This window comes from Tenacibaculum agarivorans, from assembly GCF_001936575.1.
Classification (GTDB): Bacteria; Bacteroidota; Bacteroidia; order Flavobacteriales; family Flavobacteriaceae; genus Polaribacter; species Polaribacter agarivorans.
Genome location: NZ_MSMP01000001.1, coordinates 283,235 through 298,017, shown reverse-complemented (window position 1 = coordinate 298,017; position 14,783 = coordinate 283,235). Strand labels below are relative to the sequence as shown.

The 14,783-nt window shown below is 31.4% G+C and carries 13 protein-coding genes; 4 read left to right on the top strand and 9 right to left on the bottom strand.

Going from position 1 to position 14,783, the window contains the following annotated elements:
* Positions 1-9 precede the first annotated feature (9 nt).
* Genes BVC87_RS01340 through rnpA form a run of 3 tightly spaced genes read right to left on the bottom strand, consistent with a single transcriptional unit; the run spans position 10 to position 3,693 of the window.
* Positions 10-1,689 (bottom strand): DUF6909 family protein, encoded by a 1,680-nt coding sequence (locus BVC87_RS01340; RefSeq protein ID WP_075340536.1) that lies wholly within the window; start codon positions 1,687-1,689, stop codon positions 10-12.
* A gap of 8 nt (positions 1,690-1,697) precedes the next feature.
* Positions 1,698-3,320 carry a S41 family peptidase gene (locus tag BVC87_RS01335; protein WP_099098822.1) on the bottom strand — a complete coding sequence of 541 codons (1,623 nt, stop codon included), beginning with the start codon at positions 3,318-3,320 and terminating at the stop codon, positions 1,698-1,700.
* Entirely contained in the window at positions 3,310-3,693 is a 384-nt protein-coding gene (rnpA, locus tag BVC87_RS01330) for a ribonuclease P protein component (RefSeq protein ID WP_075340634.1), read from the bottom strand. The genes BVC87_RS01335 and rnpA overlap by 11 nt, the downstream gene beginning before the upstream one ends.
* 69 nt (positions 3,694-3,762) lie before the next feature.
* On the opposite strand from rnpA, the gene BVC87_RS01325 reads away from it, so the two are divergent.
* On the top strand, positions 3,763-4,941 hold the full coding sequence (locus tag BVC87_RS01325) for an acyl-CoA dehydrogenase family protein (RefSeq protein ID WP_075340535.1): 1,179 nt from the start codon (positions 3,763-3,765) through the stop codon (positions 4,939-4,941).
* 1,340 nt (positions 4,942-6,281) lie between these two features.
* On the opposite strand, the gene BVC87_RS01320 is transcribed toward BVC87_RS01325, so the two are convergent.
* The 3 genes from BVC87_RS01320 to BVC87_RS01310 all read right to left on the bottom strand — a co-directional run bounded on the left by BVC87_RS01320 (position 6,282) and on the right by BVC87_RS01310 (position 7,932).
* Complete coding sequence (locus BVC87_RS01320) at positions 6,282-6,647, bottom strand: T9SS type A sorting domain-containing protein (RefSeq protein WP_075340534.1); 366 nt, start codon at positions 6,645-6,647, stop codon at positions 6,282-6,284.
* A gap of 92 nt (positions 6,648-6,739) precedes the next feature.
* Entirely contained in the window at positions 6,740-7,348 is a 609-nt protein-coding gene (locus BVC87_RS01315) for an FAD-dependent oxidoreductase (protein WP_075340533.1), read from the bottom strand.
* 2 nt (positions 7,349-7,350) lie between these two features.
* Complete coding sequence (locus BVC87_RS01310) at positions 7,351-7,932, bottom strand: MarC family protein (RefSeq protein ID WP_075340532.1); 582 nt, start codon at positions 7,930-7,932, stop codon at positions 7,351-7,353.
* A gap of 76 nt (positions 7,933-8,008) precedes the next feature.
* Between BVC87_RS01310 and BVC87_RS01305 the strand changes: the two genes are divergently transcribed.
* Positions 8,009-8,578 carry a DUF3109 family protein gene (locus tag BVC87_RS01305; protein ID WP_075340531.1) on the top strand — a complete coding sequence of 190 codons (570 nt, stop codon included), beginning with the start codon at positions 8,009-8,011 and terminating at the stop codon, positions 8,576-8,578.
* Here the strand turns inward: BVC87_RS01305 and BVC87_RS01300 are convergent.
* Positions 8,571-9,905 carry a deoxyguanosinetriphosphate triphosphohydrolase gene (locus BVC87_RS01300; protein WP_075340530.1) on the bottom strand — a complete coding sequence of 445 codons (1,335 nt, stop codon included), beginning with the start codon at positions 9,903-9,905 and terminating at the stop codon, positions 8,571-8,573. The two genes, BVC87_RS01305 and BVC87_RS01300, sit on opposite strands and share 8 nt — an antisense overlap.
* A 179-nt stretch (positions 9,906-10,084) precedes the next feature.
* Here BVC87_RS01300 and BVC87_RS01295 point away from each other — a divergent pair, with 179 nt between their 5' ends.
* Both BVC87_RS01295 and BVC87_RS01290 read left to right on the top strand, forming a co-directional pair.
* The gene (locus BVC87_RS01295; protein ID WP_083629173.1) at positions 10,085-10,594 is read left to right on the top strand and encodes a Panacea domain-containing protein; all 510 of its coding nucleotides are present in this window, start codon (positions 10,085-10,087) and stop codon (positions 10,592-10,594) included.
* Positions 10,587-10,916, top strand: a complete 330-nt coding sequence (locus BVC87_RS01290; RefSeq protein WP_075340528.1) for a hypothetical protein — start codon at positions 10,587-10,589, stop codon at positions 10,914-10,916. The genes BVC87_RS01295 and BVC87_RS01290 overlap by 8 nt, the downstream gene beginning before the upstream one ends.
* A gap of 216 nt (positions 10,917-11,132) precedes the next feature.
* On the opposite strand, the gene BVC87_RS01285 is transcribed toward BVC87_RS01290, so the two are convergent.
* A complete protein-coding gene (locus tag BVC87_RS01285; protein ID WP_075340527.1) occupies positions 11,133-13,526 on the bottom strand; it encodes a ribonucleoside-diphosphate reductase subunit alpha in 2,394 nt (797 codons plus the stop codon).
* 93 nt (positions 13,527-13,619) lie between these two features.
* Positions 13,620-14,591, bottom strand: a complete 972-nt coding sequence (locus BVC87_RS01280; RefSeq protein WP_075340526.1) for a ribonucleotide-diphosphate reductase subunit beta — start codon at positions 14,589-14,591, stop codon at positions 13,620-13,622.
* Positions 14,592-14,783: the final 192 nt, after the last annotated feature.

Here is a 14,783-nt window from a genome sequence, read left to right as displayed (position 1 = left end):
CTTTCCGATTTATTGAGTTATTATTTGTTCCAGTATTTTTTGTGTAATGGCGTAAGTTGGTGTTACACCACTCATTCCTAATCCACCTGAAGCTAGAGTAGCACCAGTTTCTAATGGATTATCAGAAGCATAGTAGGCATAACGTACTTTTACATTTTCACTAATAGTTCTTCTGATTTTAGAAGCGGATTGAATGGCTTTTTGGTAATGTGCTCCCTCCATTTCTAAACCTATTACGTTCCAAGTTGAATCGTGGAAAAACTTTAAAAGATCTTTATTTTGAAGAGAAGTTCCTAAAACTGTGATCATAGCGCCATCAAAAACTTCTACCCCAAAACCTTGTAAGTCTTCCTTTTGTAATTCATTTTCAAAAGGATAATTATCAGCAGTACCTTCAAAAATATGTGCTGATGGAATCATAATGTCTCCTTTACCACCTTCTAAAATTCCTGCTTTACCCATAATAGAAACAGAACTTACATCTAAATGAATGGTTTGACTTGGTGTTATATAAGGCTTTAAAAGCTCGTCCATAGTTTCATAAGCCTGCTCACCAAAAGCGTAATCCATAACAATAATAACAGGTTTATCAAATGAACTATTAGGTGTAAAATCAGTGCCATTAAATTGTACTTTATCAGTATCTATAATTTGAACATTGATATTGGTTCCAGATTCATCTTTTAAATAAATCAGGCCATTTTCAGAAGCATAATTTTTTACTTTTACCTGTATTTCTTTACTGTCAGCATTACTTAATACTTCATATAAACCAAAACCTTCATTTTGCTTATTTTCATCAGGTAAAGCATTTTTAGCGTATAAGCTATTCATTACACTGTGCATATTTGCACTAATAATATGGATAGGTCTATCGATTAGGTTGTTTTCTAATAAAGCTTGTTTAATATCATTAGCCCACTTTTCACCATGAAAATGCCTACCGATTTCTTCTGATAATACAGAACTAAATCGTACAGATCTTTTGTGGTCATATAATTCTTCATTAATAGCTAATTTTCCTAACCAATAAATTAAATGGAAAAAACGATTTGGATTTTCTTCAGCAGCAAAGTAATTATAGGATTGACAAATTTCGTCATAAGTTCTACCCAATATACTACCTAAATGCACCATTAAAACATCCTTTTCTTTTTGAGAAAGTGTTTTGTTATAAAGTACAATACTTTCAAGATTTTGCCATTCTCGTGTAGTTTTTTTACCGTCGCTTATTAGAACTCGCTCTTTAATTTTATGAGATTCGATGAATAAAAAAGTCAGGTGTGTTAAAATATCATAGATATCAGATCTACCTCTTGTAATTTCAATATTCATCTGATCTTTATCTATTCTGTAACAGTTTCTTCTCCTTTTTGGAGGTACAATAGCTTTAAAATGCGAATTTCTATATCCTTCGTCTGCAGTCAAATTAATAAACTGGCATTCTTCTATACCTTCAGGCAACCTTTCTATAACATATTGTAAACCATTCAGCTCTGTTTTGTCTTCGGCGATAGATCCGTAAATTTCTGGTCTAAGTAATAAGAGAGATTTACGAAGTGTTTCACCAGACACACCCATAGGTTTATAAAAACCTCTACTAAATAGATGTCGCATAGAAATGTATAGTTTCTCTATAGCGTTTGTAGATTGTTGAGCTCTGGTACGTTCTTTATATATTTTTGACATAGTATAATTTAACTATTTCCTAGTATCTTATTGTATTTTGTTGAGTTGTTTAATAAATCAACAGCTTGTTTTATAGTATTATCGTTCTGTAGACGATATTGATAAACTCCTTTTTTGTAAAAGTATTGTTCTAAAATTGCATCCTCAATTTTTAATGTAATGATATCTTTATTTTTTTCTATTTCCTGAACTTTATAATTTTTCAATTTGTTAAGAATATTGTTGTAATCTGAAGAAATAGCTTTAGCGTTTTCAACAGTTTTATATGCGTTCTTAAATAATTTTTCTTGTTCAGTTACAAAAGCAGTGTCTTTGGTTTTAATGTAGTTTTTAAAATCTTCAAACCCATTAAACGTAAAAGAATTTAGTTCTGCATTAGGGGTTTTTCTTACATATTCAGTAGCGAAATTGAAGATAGCTTTAGAAGCTAATAACTTTTTGGTTTCCTCTGTTTTTTTAGAAAGTTTAATAGCTACATCTGGAGTTACACCACCACCGTCGTATACAGTTCTTCCATTTTCAGTTTTAAATGTATTTATAGGTCCATCAGAAAATTTAGGGACTTTACCAGTTTTCCAATCACGATTAGCATAATCTAACTCCTGAATACATCGTCCACTAGGTGTATAGTATTTAGAAATGGTAGCCTTCATTTGGGTTCCGTAGGTTAAATCAAAATAGCGTTGTACTAAACCTTTTCCAAAAGAACGTTCACCTAACACAACAGCTCTATCATAATCTTGAAGTGCGCCAGAAACAATTTCAGAAGCAGAAGCAGATCTACCATTAATTAAGACAACTACTGGCATAACAGTATCTAATGGTTGTTGACTTGTGGTATAAGTTCTAGAGTTTTTTCTGGTTTTTCCTCTGGTATCTACCACTTTTTTTCCTTTTGGAATAAATAAATTGGTAATGTTAACAGCATCAAATAAGGAACCACCAGGATTACTTCTTAGGTCAAAGACTAATTTTTTCATCCCTTTTTCTTTCAACACATTAATAGCATTTCTAAGTTCGTCGGTAGATTTTCTAACCGTAAAACGTGTTAATACAACATAACCTGTTTCTTCATTAATCATGTCGAAAAAAGGAACTGGATTGTCTATTATTTTATCTAATTTTAAATTAAAATTTAAAGTTTTATTTCCTCTTATTACGGTTAATTTAATAGGAGAGCCAGGAATTCCTTTTAATACTTGTGATAAATTATCGTTTTCTAAACCTTCTAATTTTTGGTCATTTACTACCGTAATGACATCACCAGATTTTAGTCCGGCATCATCAGCGGAAAAACCTTCTTTAATTGTGGTAATTATAATCCCTTGTTTAGCATACCAAGATGTAATTCCAATACCTCCATATTCACCTTCACGCCTGATTTTTGCATCTTCTACCTGTTGCTCATTATAGAATCTAGTATATGGATCTAAATTTTTAAGCGTATTGTTGATTGCTTTGGTAGTAACATCTCCCGGATTAATTTCATCAATATAATTTATATTGAGAGTTTTGTATACGTGATTGTATATTTCTATTTGCTTAGCGATTTCGAAAAAACGATCTTGAAAAGAAAAAAAGGTAACAATGAGTACACCTAAGAAAAGGAATATAATTTTTTTATTTCTCATGTTCAGAAACTTTATCAATAAACAGTTGTAGTAACTTCTGCATAGAATGTTCTATTTTAGCATAGTCCCACTCTTCTTTTGCAAGATAAGAAATCATAAATACATACGGTTTATCTACTGATGAATAGACTATTTTTTTTTGCAAACGATAACTTTCTCGAATAAGACGTTTGATCCTATTTCTGTCTACAGCTCTTTTAAATTTTCTTTTAGGAACAGAAACACCAAACTGAACAGGATAATTAGAATCATGTTCTGTTTGTAGGTATACCATACGCAATGGAAATTTTTTTACCGAGTTTCCCTGTGTATATAGTTGCTCTATTAACTTTCTGCTTTTAAGTCGTTCTTGTTTTCCTAAGGTCAATTTCATTACAACAAACATAGTAAATCAAAGATGAATAATTGTTTTTTTAGCTATTTTTGAAGAAAGCATTAACATATGAAAACTGACTTATTTCAAGCACCAGATTATTATTCAGTGGACGATTTATTATCTGAGGAACACAAGCTCGTTAGAAATGCAGCTCGAGATTGGGTAAAAAGATCATTGTCTCCAGTTATTGAAGAATACGCACAAAAATCTGAATTTCCAACTCAATTGGTTCAGGGTTTAGCTGAGGTTGGTGCTTTTGGATCGTATATTCCAACTGAATATGGAGGAGCTGGATTAGATCAAATTTCATATGGATTAATAATGCAAGAGTTGGAGAGAGGAGATAGTGGAATTCGTTCTACAGCTTCTGTGCAAACCTCTTTGGTTATGGGACCAATTTACAATTATGGAACTGAAGCACAACGAAAGAAATATTTACCAAAGTTAGCTTCTGGAGAATGGATAGGTAGTTTTGGGTTGACTGAGCCGAATCATGGCTCTAATCCTGGAGGAATGGAGACAAAATTTAAAGATATGGGCGATCATTATCTTTTAAATGGATCAAAAATGTGGATTTCTAATGCTCCAATTTGTAATGTAGCTGTAGTGTGGGCGAAAGATGAAACAGGAAGAGTACATGGGTTACTTGTGGAAAGAGGTATGGAAGGTTTTTCTACACCAGAAACAAAAAATAAATGGTCACTAAGAGCATCAATTACCGGAGAATTAATTTTTGATAATGTTAAGGTGCCTAAAGAAAATCTGTTACCCAACAAATCAGGTTTAGGAGCACCGTTGAAGTGTTTAGATCATGCGCGTTATGGAATTGCTTGGGGTGCTATTGGTGCGGCAATGGATTGTTATGATACGGCACTTCGTTATGCTAAGGAAAGAACACAATTTGGTAGACCTATAGGTCAATTTCAATTACAACAAAAGAAACTTGCGGAAATGATCACAGAAATAACTAAAGCTCAGTTATTGTCTTGGAGATTAGGTGTTCTTAAAAATGAAGAAAAAGCAACTTCTGCACAAATATCGATGGCAAAAAGAAATAATGTAGATATGGCTTTAAAGATTGCAAGAGAAGCGAGACAAGTATTAGGAGCTATGGGGATTTCTGGTGAATACTCTATTATGAGACATGCAATGAACTTGGAAAGTGTAATTACGTATGAGGGGACACATGATGTACATTTATTAATAACCGGTTTAGATATAACAGGTTTGAATGCATTTAAATAAAAAAGAGGTATTAAAAGTATATATATACTATAGTTTTCGGTAGTTTGTACTTCTATGGAACTATAAGTTAAAAAGTAATATAAAAAAACTGATCCTTATTGTAGAATCAGTTTATAAGAACTATTCGGTATAGTTAAAATCGCTATTTCTCCCCAGAAAATGGCTTTTAGTAGTTTATATGGTACAACCGAATAGTGTAAAAGTTTATTGATACTAATTTTATCTCTTAAGTGAATGATATCAATAAAATAAATAAGAGGCCGTTTAATCCCAAAAAACAGCCTCTTATCAAAAAGTTTAATTAATGGTGGATTGCATAACCTGCCCCTTTACCTAGTTCACTAAGTAGGTTAGCAATGTTTTTTAACCCGCTAATTAACTCTTTTAATTTCCCTTCAAATAATCTCATGGTTAAATTGTTTAATATTTGTAATCTGTTAGTAATACATTTCAGATTATAAATACCCTACAGAAAAAGTAAATTTTTTAAAAAAAGCTATCAATTTTGATAGCTTTTCGAGTTTGGTTAGTTAGTTTTTAGTGTTGTATAGCATAGCTAGCTGCTTTACCCCATTCTTTTAAAGCTACTAGAAATTTTCTAATAGCAATACTAACTTTTTGTGTAAGTAATTTCCCCATGTGTAAAAAAGTTTAAAATAATCCCGTGTTTGTTATTAAAGAATAACACCGCAAAGGTATTTCAGGAAAGGAGTATTAGCAAAGGGATTGCCGCATCTTAAAATGTAATTTTCCGTAATCTTTCTCTTTTTAAATAAAAAAACTGCCAAAAAGGTGTGTTTTTGACAGTCTCTCGGGGGAACACAAATATATTTTTATAATCTAATCCCTAGTTATTTATGTTCTAAGCAGTTACACTGTAAAGGTAAGGTGGATGTTCAATTTTAAAAAGGGGATTTCCGCATTTTAAAATGTGGTTTTCCGTGATTTGGCTCGGGTGTTTTTCCTGTAAGCGAATGTCTTACAGTGATTTAAAACAAAAAAAGCTGTCAGAATCTGACAGCTTTTTTATGAAAGTTTGTTTCCTTATTTTTTAGTTATGAATAGCATAACTTGCTCCCTTAGCACACTCAGCAAGTGTATGTAAAAACTCTTTTAAAATTTTGTTTGCTCTTAAAGTAATAATACGTCCCATAATTTGTAATTTAAATAATCCCTTAATAAATAGTTACACTACAAATGTATATAGGATTCTTAATGTACCAAAAGGGATGTCCGCAGATAAAAATGTGATTTTCCGAAAAGTAGAATTTGAAAACACAAAATCATTACTAAGTAACTTGTATTCAGTTTCTTTTGTGGAAGGACGAATGGATGGAGATTTATTTTACAATAATTTTCTTAACTACAGATGTTTTATCAGATTCTATTTTTACTAAATAAATTCCAGATTTGAAACCTGACAAATCTATCTCTTCTAAAGATCGATCTCTGTAATTGCCAAAAAATAATTCTTTTCCTAAGATATTATAAACTCTTATGACAGTGATTTTTTGGTGACCTGTTATTCGTAAACGGATTTTTCTATCAACAATAGGGTTGGGATAAATCCTTACATTTTTGGATAGATCAGTACTTTTAATAGATGTACTAGTTGGACTTTTTTCATTACTTTCTTGATGCGTTTGACCAAAACAAGTAAATGATAAGGTGGTGATAAGGCATAAGAAGAGTAATAGTTTTTTCATAAAATAATATTTAAAATTTTAACGTTCACCCCTCATTACGAATATAATAAGAATTTTTGTAGTATTAAAACTTTAATGCTACAAAAGAAAATCTACGTAGCTTTATCATGCACTTTTGTAGAAATGTTATCATTCCATAATGTAAGGATATCTGTAGCAACCGAAGCGCCACTTCCTGCAGCAATAGAAAATTGACTTCTCCAACCTGCTATGGTTCCACAAACATACAATCCATCTTTAATGAGATGATTAAAGTTTCTAAGCTGTATTCTGTCTTTCATAGGGTTAGCACGAGAGTGTTTTTCAACATATTGTTCTAATCCTGTAATAGAAAAAGGTTTTGCATAATTTAATGCAACTACAACACATTTAGTAAAATACTCACCTTTATTGGTGATTATTTTATATCCTTCATTAGCGTCTAATACTGCTTCCACTTTTTCTGTCTCAATCTGTTTTACATGCGGGTATAATTCTTTTAACTGTGTTTTTCCTTCAACTAAAATATCTTTTCCTAATGTTTTAGGAGGTAGACCTAATACGTTATTAAAAAGAGCATCTTGTAAATGAGAATTTCTTTGGTGCATTATAATTCCAATTTCTTTTCCTTTAGCATAAGGTTTGTGTTCTGCAGAACCTAAGACTAAAGCGCATTGCATACCAGCTACACCACCACCTATAATTAAAACATCAAAAAGCATAATTAAGCAAGTAACATTTTAATATTAGCGGCAAAAAGTTTCACTGCTATTGCTAATAAAATTACACCAAATATTTTTCTGATAATGGCAATACCGTTTTTACCAATCATACGTTCAATACGTGAAGAGGTTTTTAATACTGCATAAATTACAAGAACATTTAAAAGTACTGCTATAATTATATTCATTAATTGAAACTCAGCTCTTAAAGATAACAATGTAGTTAAACTTCCTGGGCCAGCAATTAAAGGGAAAGCTAAAGGAAAAACAGTAGCATTAAGTGCTTGATCTTCTTCCTCTTTGTAGAGCGTGATCCCAAGTATCATTTCTAAAGCAATGAAGAATAAAATGAATGAACCTGCAACGGCAAAAGAGTTCACGTCAATACCAATGAATCCAAGTAAACGTTGACCAACAAATAAAAATAAAATCATAATCAACCCAGCAATGATAGATGCTTTTTCGGATTGAATATGACCTACTTTTTTTCTTAAATCTATAATAATAGGAATGTTACCAACAATATCTATTACAGCGAATAATACCATAAAAGCTGTAAAAATTTCATTTAAATTAAAATTCATTTTGCTATAGTTTTATGTTTGTCAAAAGTAGAATTAATTAGATGTAATGTAATAAAAATAACTTTATTTTTGCAGTATGTTTCAATTAGGTAAAACAATCGTTTCAGAAGATATTGTACAAAAGGAGTTTGTATGTAACCTTTCAGCATGTAAAGGAACCTGTTGTGTTGAAGGTGAAGCAGGTGCGCCTTTGGATGAAGACGAAACAAAAATTTTAGAAGAAATTTATCCGAAAGTAAAACCTTTTTTAAGAAAAGAAGGGGTGGAATCTATAGAAAAGCAAGGAACTTGGGTTACAAGTGATTTTGGAGAGTTAGAAACGCCTCTTATTGACGGAAAGGAGTGTGCTTATGTTATTTTTGATAGTAAAGGAACAGCTTTATGTGCTATTGAAGAAGCCTATAATAAGGACTTAATTCCTTGGAAAAAACCTATTTCTTGTCATTTATATCCAGTTAGAGTTAAGGATTATGCTGAATTTTCAGCAGTGAACTATCACAAATGGGAAATTTGTGATGATGCCTGTTCCTTAGGAAAAGAATTACAAGTGCCAATTTATAAGTTTGTAAAAGAAGCACTAGTAAGAAAATTTGGTCAACACTGGTATGATGAACTTGAAAAAGTAGCCAAAGAAAAAACTATATAATATTACCTGTTATTTTTTTATGTAATCGAGTAGCATAACCATCTGACATACTTGCTACATAACTGCAAATTTGCATTAGTCTTTCATATAGATCATCTTTGGGAGTTTGATACTCTTCTGGAAGTAAATTCAAGACAAGTTTATCGTAGTTAGATCCAGAATTAGTATAGGTATTATTTAACGCGGTAACAAATACGTCTAATAAATCTGCAATAATTCGATAACCAGATACTTCTTTTTCGATCACCTCTTTACTCTTGTAAATTTTTTCAATACTAATATTGATAATATCATTAATTTGAGCTTCAAACTTACATTTATCTAATAGTGGCCTGTTAAATTTACCTTCGAGGATATCATTTTCATGTGTTAAGAAGATATCTACAGCTTCACCTACTAATGTGTTTATAGCAATTGCTCTTAAATAAGCTGTTCTATCTTTCTTAAATTGTAAAGAGTAATATTTTTCTCGATTGATATTAGATACTAATTTAGACATATATTCTAATGCATAGCTTTCATCAATTACCCCTAAATTAATACCATCTTCGAAATCTATAATTGTATAACAAATGTCATCTGCTGCTTCAACTAGATAAGCTAAGGGATGACGATAGTAAGCAATTTCATCTCTTTTTTTATCAAGCATACCAAGTTCTGAGGCAACGTCTAAAAAAGCGTCTTTTTCAGATTGAAAAAAACCGTATTTTTTATCAGAAACATCTTTAGTTGGTTTTTTAGGAATACTCTCTTTAGGGTATTTTATAAAAGCTCCTAGAGTGGCATAAGATAAGCGTAAACCACCCGGTGTTCCACCTTTGTCTTCAGTTACTATCTTGAATCCGTTTGCGTTTCCTTCAAAGTCAACTAAATCTTGATATTGAGTACTGGTAAGTAACGTTTTAAAATGAGCGCCTTTTCCATTTTTAAAGTATTCACCAATAGCTTTTTCACCAGAATGACCGAAAGGAGGGTTTCCTATGTCGTGCATCACAGAAGCAGCAGCCACAATAGCTCCAAAATCATTAAAAGTATATCCTAGTTCTCTTAGTTTAGCGTGGCGTTCTAATAGTATTTTACCTACTCTTCTTCCTAAGGTTCTTCCCACTACAGATACTTCTAAACTATGGGTTAGTCTAGTATGAACGAAATCTGTTTTAGATAAAGGAATTACTTGTGTTTTGTCTTGTAAACTTCGAAATGCAGAAGAAAAAATAATTCTATCAAAGTCTACTTCAAAACCTAATCGAGTTTCGTCTTGTTTTAATCGTTCGCGTTTTTGAGTGTCTCCAAAACGTTTAAGTGAAAGTAATTGCTCCCAGTTCATATGTGTTTTTAACCCTTAGTTGAAGCAAAGTTATCTAATCTTTTCATTTTTAATTATGAATCGTAAGCAATTATTCTTCAAAATTTGTTAAATTTGGTTAACTATTTGATTTATAGATAAAAAAAGTTAATATTGCATTTTTATTGGGGGAATAAAAAAATGTAATTAACTTTACAAAAATGGTAAGGTATATGGGAACAGCAGGATCGGTTGCTAATGAATTTATAAATATTGCTAACGCAGATAAGTCAGAGCTTACTAATATGAAGTTAGTAAAGCTGATGTATGTGGCTCAAGGGCTATCTTTGTCTATTTTAGAAAGACCTATATTTAAAGATGATCAAATTGAGGCTTGGAAATATGGACCGGTTGTGCCTAGTATTTACCATGAGTTTAAGCATTTTAAATCAAAACCTATCACTTCAAAATCAGTTACATTAGATAATAAATGGGAAAATTCTTTTGAACCTGAATTAACTGATGAAGATGATAAAAAGATAGTTAAGTTAACTTGGAATTTATATAAAAATACTTCAGCTAAAGATTTAGCTTCTTCTACACATAGACCAGGAACACCATGGAGTTTAACTTACAGATATGGTCAAAGTAGAGTTATTGATAATAGGTTGATTAAAAAATACTACGATCAATTTGTAGCTAACTTAAAAAATTACTCTAGGAGTGCATAATTCAGAATTAGACGATCTGTTAGAAGAGTTTGATGGTGCTGAAGTAGATGCTGCTAATGAGATTGATTTAGATGTCAATCTTACTCAACAAGAAATTTCCGATAGAATTCAAGATAGAGAAGAACGTAAAAAATATGCATATAGAACGTTTATTTTCTTAAGTTGTTTTACTGCTATAATTCTATTAATAATAATAGGAGCAGGGTTTTCTCAAGCGATAAATTTTAATCTAGATAATACTGTTTTAATAGCATTAATAACATCGTCACTAGCTAGTATAGTTGGTATATTTATTTTAGTGATGCGCTACTTATTTAGATAGAAGACTAAAGGAAGGCTTTAGATCTTCTTTTGCTATTGGAATAAAAAGCCCCTGACCTAAGTTCAAGGCATAAATATGACCACAAGTATTTTAAATGTCAGTGGTATTATAATAGTTTCTGAACTTTTTTCATTGTACATAGAAAATTAATATAAAATAAAAGGAGAAGTCTATTAAACTTCTCCTTTTTACTCCCTTTTAATTTGATTTAAAATTTTAAGATCCACACATTAAACAATCTTCTGGTCCTTCAGCATTTTTTGATGCTTCAACCATTGCTTTGAATTCTTCTGGACTCATAGGCTTGTCTTTGTCTTCAGTGTTTTTCTCTTTAGATAATGTAAACTGAATAGCGTTTACTGCCGATTTTGTACGTAAATAGTACATTCCTGTTTTTAAACCGCTCTTCCAAGCATAAAAATGCATAGAAGTTAATTTAGCGAAATCAGGATCTTTCATAAATAAGTTTAGTGACTGAGACTGATCAATAAAATATCCTCTATGGCGAGCCATATCGATGATATCTTTCATGCTCATTTCCCAAACAGTTCTATATAAATCTTTAAGATCTTGTGGAATAATATCTATATGTTGGATAGATCCATTTGCACGCATGATATCTTCTTTCATATCATTATTCCAAAGTCCAAGTTCTACTAAATCTTCTAATAAGTGTTTATTTACTACAATAAACTCTCCAGATAACACTCTACGTGTATAAATATTAGAAGTATAAGGTTCAAAAGCTTCATTATTTCCTAAGATTTGAGAGGTAGAAGCTGTTGGCATTGGAGCTACTAATAATGAGTTTCTAACACCGTGCTCTTTAACTTCTTCGCGTAATGCATTCCAATCCCAACGACCACTTAATTCTTCATCTTTTATTCCCCACATATTGTGCTGGAATTCTCCTTGAGACATTGGCGAACCTTCATAAGTAGAATAGGTTCCTTTTGCCTTAGCCATTTCCATAGAAGAAGTCACAGCAGCAAAATAAAGTGTTTCAAATATTTCTTGGTTCAATTTTTTAGCTTCCTCACTTGTAAATGGTAAGCGTAACATGATAAAAGCATCTGCTAATCCTTGTATACCTAATCCTACAGGACGGTGACGCATATTAGAATTTTCAGCCTCAACTACAGGATAGAAATTTCTATCGATTACAGTATCTAGGTTTCGAATTACTTTTTTGGTAACATCAAATAATTTTTGATGATCGAAAGATTTGTTTCCGTTCTCATCTTCGCTAACAAACATTGGAATTGCTATAGATGCTAAGTTACATACAGCAACTTCATCTTCTGCAGTATATTCCATGATCTCCGTACATAAATTAGAAGAACGAATAGTTCCTAAATTTTTCTGGTTTGATTTACGGTTTGCAGCATCTTTATATAACATGTACGGAGTACCTGTTTCTATTTGAGATTCTAATATCTTTTCCCATAAGTCACGAGCTTTGATAGTTTTTCTGCCTTTACCAGCTTGTTCGTAACTTGTGTATAAACGTTCAAATTCTTCTCCGTAAGTGTCATATAAGTGTGGGCATTCATGTGGGCACATTAGGGTCCAGTTGCCATCTTCTTGAACACGTTTCATGAATAAATCAGAAATCCACATCGCATAGAATAAGTCTCTAGCTCTCATTTCTTCTTTACCGTGATTCTTCTTTAAATCAAGAAAATCAAAAATATCAGCATGCCAAGGCTCTAAATACATAGCAAAAGAACCTTTACGTTTTCCTCCACCTTGATCTACATAACGAGCTGTATCATTAAATACACGTAACATAGGAACAATTCCGTTAGAAGTCCCATTAGTTCCTGCGATATAACTACCAGTAGCACGAATGTTATGTATAGATAAACCAATACCTCCTGCAGATTGAGATATTTTAGCAGTTTGTTTTAATGTATTGTAGATTCCGTCAATACTATCGTCTTGCATTTGTAATAAGAAGCAAGAAGACATTTGAGGTTTAGGTGTACCAGAATTAAATAATGTAGGCGTAGCATGAGTAAAATATTTTTTACTCATTAATTCATATGTAGCAATTGCTTCATCGATATCTTCTTTATGAATACCTATAGAAACACGCATTAACATTTGCTGAGGGCGTTCAGCAATTTGTCCATTTAATTTAAGTAAGTAAGAGCGCTCTAATGTTTTAAAACCAAAATAATCATAATTAAAATCTCTACTATATATAATTGTAGAGTCTAATTTTTCCGAATTATCCATAATGATTTTGTATACATCATCAGCTAATAATGGAGCTTTCTTTCCTGTACGAGGATTTACATATTGATACAAATCAGTCATTGTTTCTGTAAATGACTTTTTAGTATTCTTGTGTAAGTTTGAAACGGCAATTCTTGCAGCTAATTTAGCATAGTCAGGATGCGCAGTAGTCATAGTAGCAGCAACTTCGGCTGCTAAATTATCCAATTCTGAAGTAGTCACTCCATCATATAAACCTTCAATTACTCGCATTGCAACTTTAACGGGATCAACAATTTGGTTTAATCCGTAACACATCTTTTTTACTCTTTCTGTGATCTTATCAAACATCACAGGTTCTTTTCTGCCGTCTCTTTTTACTACATACATATGGTAAATTATGATTTTATATAGGTTAGCCCTAAGGATAAAAAATCCTTAAGATTGAATTGTTTTAATATGTCGATATATGATTATAAGATATTAAAAATCAGCGTCAAAACTGATAGATCCTGTTCCCCCAGATTTTACTCCTGCCTTTTGATATTCAGATACTCTTTTTTCGAAGAAATTTGTTTTTCCTTCCAAAGAAATCATTTCCATGAAATCAAAAGGATTAGTTGAATTATATTCTTTTTCACAGCCAAACTCTAATAACAATCTGTCTGTTACAAACTCTAAATATTGAGTCATTAATTTTGCATTCATCCCTATTAAACTAACAGGTAATGATTCAGTGATAAATTCACGTTCTATATCTAAAGCTGAGATAATAATTTCTTTTATCCTTTCTTTAGAAACTTTATTTTTTAGGTGATTATTGTGTAAATGTACAGCAAAATCACAATGCATTCCTTCGTCTCTGGAAATTAATTCATTAGAAAATGTTAAACCAGGTAACAATCCTCTTTTCTTTAACCAGAAAATAGAACAAAAAGAACCAGAGAAGAAAATGCCTTCTACTGCAGCAAATGCGATTAATCGTTCTGCAAAAGAGTCAGATTCAATCCATTTTAATGCCCAGTCTGCTTTCTTTTTTATTGCAGGAAATACTTCAATTGCTTTAAAAAGTTGATTTTTTTCTTCATCTTTCTTTATATAGGTATCTATTAATAAAGAATAAGTTTCAGAATGAATATTTTCCATCATGATTTGAAAACCATAAAAGAATTTTGCTTCAGAATATTGAACCTCGTTAACAAAGTTTTCAGCTAAATTTTCATTTACAATTCCATCAGAAGCTGCGAAAAAAGCTAAAATATGTTTTATAAAATAACGTTCGTCATCTGTTAGTTTATTGTTCCAATCGTCTAAGTCTTGATGTAAATCAATTTCTTCAGCAGTCCAAAAACAAGCTTGTTGTTTTTTATACCAATCCCATAAGTCATTATGTTGGATAGGAAATATAACAAATCTGTCTTTATTTTCTTGTAAAATAGGTTCTACTGCTGCCATTTTTATAGTTTCAATTTTATTAAAAAAAACGATCTCGGAGGGGAGAACAAAGATTCAAAAAATTGAAGAAAAAATAAAGATTTACTTATCCACAAAGTCCTTGAAGTTTTTAACAAATAAGATTAGAACTGATGGTTGATGAAGGTGTTTTTTGTAGTTTAAGATTTTGTTTTACAGTTTTTTATGTTGGTT

Excerpts from the sequence above, each read along its gene's own strand:
- BVC87_RS01340 (WP_075340536.1), bottom strand. The coding sequence starts at position 1,689 with ATGTCAAAAATATATAAAGAACGTACCAGAGCTCAACAATCTACAAAC.
- BVC87_RS01320 (WP_075340534.1), bottom strand. The coding sequence starts at position 6,647 with ATGAAAAAACTATTACTCTTCTTATGCCTTATCACCACCTTATCATTT.
- BVC87_RS01315 (WP_075340533.1), bottom strand. The coding sequence starts at position 7,348 with ATGCTTTTTGATGTTTTAATTATAGGTGGTGGTGTAGCTGGTATGCAA.
- BVC87_RS01295 (WP_083629173.1), top strand. The coding sequence starts at position 10,085 with ATGGTAAGGTATATGGGAACAGCAGGATCGGTTGCTAATGAATTTATA.
- rnpA (WP_075340634.1), bottom strand. The coding sequence starts at position 3,693 with ATGAAATTGACCTTAGGAAAACAAGAACGACTTAAAAGCAGAAAGTTA.
- BVC87_RS01300 (WP_075340530.1), bottom strand. The coding sequence starts at position 9,905 with ATGAACTGGGAGCAATTACTTTCACTTAAACGTTTTGGAGACACTCAA.
- BVC87_RS01285 (WP_075340527.1), bottom strand. The coding sequence starts at position 13,526 with ATGTATGTAGTAAAAAGAGACGGCAGAAAAGAACCTGTGATGTTTGAT.
- BVC87_RS01310 (WP_075340532.1), bottom strand. The coding sequence starts at position 7,932 with ATGAATTTTAATTTAAATGAAATTTTTACAGCTTTTATGGTATTATTC.
- BVC87_RS01335 (WP_099098822.1), bottom strand. The coding sequence starts at position 3,320 with ATGAGAAATAAAAAAATTATATTCCTTTTCTTAGGTGTACTCATTGTT.
- BVC87_RS01325 (WP_075340535.1), top strand. The coding sequence starts at position 3,763 with ATGAAAACTGACTTATTTCAAGCACCAGATTATTATTCAGTGGACGAT.
- BVC87_RS01305 (WP_075340531.1), top strand. The coding sequence starts at position 8,009 with ATGTTTCAATTAGGTAAAACAATCGTTTCAGAAGATATTGTACAAAAG.
- BVC87_RS01280 (WP_075340526.1), bottom strand. The coding sequence starts at position 14,591 with ATGGCAGCAGTAGAACCTATTTTACAAGAAAATAAAGACAGATTTGTT.